The organism is Streptomyces sp. NPDC017890, assembly GCF_044328675.1.
GTDB lineage: Bacteria > Actinomycetota > Actinomycetes > Streptomycetales > Streptomycetaceae > Streptomyces.
In genome coordinates this window covers 1-2244 of the sequence record NZ_JBIRHU010000114.1, presented here as the reverse complement: position 1 = coordinate 2244, position 2244 = coordinate 1, and the positions used below count along the sequence as shown (strand labels likewise).

Below are 2244 nucleotides of genomic sequence, written 5' to 3'. Positions count from 1 at the left end.
CGTCGTTCTCGCTGTTGCGATTTTGTACTACGCGCCTCCGAACATCCAGCAACCGAAGTTTCGGTGGATCAGCGGCGGCGCCGCCCTGGCCATTGTGGTGTGGATCCTCGCATCGGTAATCTTCGGTTTCTACGTCGCGAACTTCAGTAGTTACAACAAAACCTACGGCTCCCTCGCCGGTGCGATCGTGTTCCTGTTGTGGCTGTGGATCACCAACCTGGCCTTGCTGTTCGGCGCAGAGCTCGATTCCGAACTCGAACGTGGACGAGAATTGCGTCAGGCACACAACTTCGAGGGCCACGCCGAAGGATCGGATGGTGTCTGCACTGACGTCGATACCCCGAAACGCAAGGAAATGCCGATCGGCGGCCCAACGCACGCTATGGGAAATACCAAGCACATCGTCACGGCCGCGTCACTCGGTGCCGCTGCCGTTGCGGTGATCATCGCTGCCGGTAAGCGGCCTGAGCGGAGAGGCGGTCGATGAACGTGGTCTCGCAGGTCCGTGGTTCGCCGCTCTCACGGGCCAGGGCTTGCGCCACGGCACTGTAGCGAGCATGTTTCCCGTCCTTCTGACTTCGTCATCGACGGTTCAACCCTGACACGAGGCTTGCGGCCTCCTTCGAGATGATTGCAGCGTCCGCTTGCCCGGTATACGTGCGTTGCCCACCAGGCAGTCGCGTACGGCAAACTCGGGTTGCCCTCGCTCGACTGCCCTGGTTTCGGTGCGAATCAGAGGTCTGCCATTGAGTGTCATCCGAAAATTACGGTTCCCGCTGGGATCGGCGTCGGCTCGGCGGGGCAGAACTGCTCGTGCGGAAGATGCGCAGAATGAGCGCTACATGCTCACCCGGCTGATGTGCGGTGAGCGCGGTCAGCTCGTCCGACAGTGCTGCGAGTTCGCGGGCTCGGGTCGGCGCGAGGGCGCGCAGGTGGTCGGCGTCGGTGGCGTAGAGAGACACGGGTGTGAGGGGGTGTAAGGAGTAGCCGAGCGATTGGGCGCGTATCCAGAACTCTTCGGCGCGTGCTCCGCTGCGGATGTAGTCTGCGGCGGCGGTTCCCTGCTGAGTGATGACGGCGACGGCGTCGCTGGAGGCCAGGCGGGTGCGGGTCTGTGCTCGGAGCGCTTGCCCGGCATCCCAGTTGTTCAGTTGTTCCATCACGTCGGGGCGGCGGAGGAGTTCGAGGGCGGCGAGTTCTGAAGTAGGGATACCCAAGCTGGAAACCTCGATACCACTGGCGAGGTCGCGCGAATGTGGCCAGCGTAGCTCGGAGATCATCTCTCGATGCAGAGTGTCGGTGAGGAATCGGATGCGGTCGGTGGCACTGATGTTCTCGGCCAACCGTGTGATCGTCTCCCCGTCCTGGATCAGGTGGACTGCGACGGTCGGGGAGGACAGACGCGCCGCCAGGTGTGCGAGGTCCGTCGGATCGCACGGCGGCAGGCCGGGATCGGGCAGAGCGCGGTGTGTGCTGCGATGGAGCATCCCGGGTAGTTGGTCGGTGAGCGAGATGTCGGTGCCGGCAGTGAACTTGATCCGCGCGGAGGTCGCCTTACCGTCGCCGATGATGACGGTGTCGCCGAGGATATGTCGGTGTGCCGCGGCGACGCGAGCGTTGTGCAGTGCGGCACCGAGCGCGACGAAACTTCCGCGGTACTCGATATCCACACTCGACGAGCGGGTTTCGTCGAGACGCAGAGTCAGCGCAGTCTCGTCCGTGTGAATGATCCACGGTTGCGAGTTACCTCCCGACGGAGCGCGTGCGGCAGCGAAAGCGACGGCTTCGGTATCGGGGAGCGCGTCGTACTGTGCTCGCAGATCGATCGGACGCGAACCGTTTGTCGCCGGTGAGGCGATCGAGTCGGAGGGAATGTGTGGGTCGGTCAGTTGATCGAGGTGCTGACCGATATCGATGCGCACCCTCCCCGAGGGAAGAGCCTCACCGAGACCGAACCGGCGGATCGCGGCGACCACAGACGCCCCGCCCAGCAAAACGTCCCCGCCGAGTTGAGGCCAGGTGGCCACGGTGGTGCCCACTTCCAGGACCGAGGCGGCCATGCGGGCCGAAATCTCGGCCCCCTGCAGGATGCGTAAGCCGAAGGGAATTTTTTCTTGCACGCTCAGCCCGGATACGGTGGCAGCGTCGAGATCTCCGACCAGCCCGTGAAAGAGTGGCCTGGCGGGTTCGAGGTCGAATCGTTCGACGTCGAAGAGACCGCGGTCGCTGGTTTCCATGATGACC

2 protein-coding genes are annotated in these 2244 nt (G+C 63.5%); one reads left to right on the top strand and one right to left on the bottom strand.

Going from position 1 to position 2244, the window contains the following annotated elements:
• The coding region (locus ACH4F2_RS35750; RefSeq protein WP_398136784.1) for a YihY/virulence factor BrkB family protein at positions 1–487 on the top strand (487 nt) is incomplete at its 5' end.
• A 277-nt stretch (positions 488–764) separates the two neighbouring features.
• Here ACH4F2_RS35750 and ACH4F2_RS35745 read toward each other — a convergent pair.
• On the bottom strand, positions 765–2244 hold a 1480-nt coding region (locus tag ACH4F2_RS35745; protein ID WP_398136783.1), incomplete at its 5' end, for an Rv1355c family protein.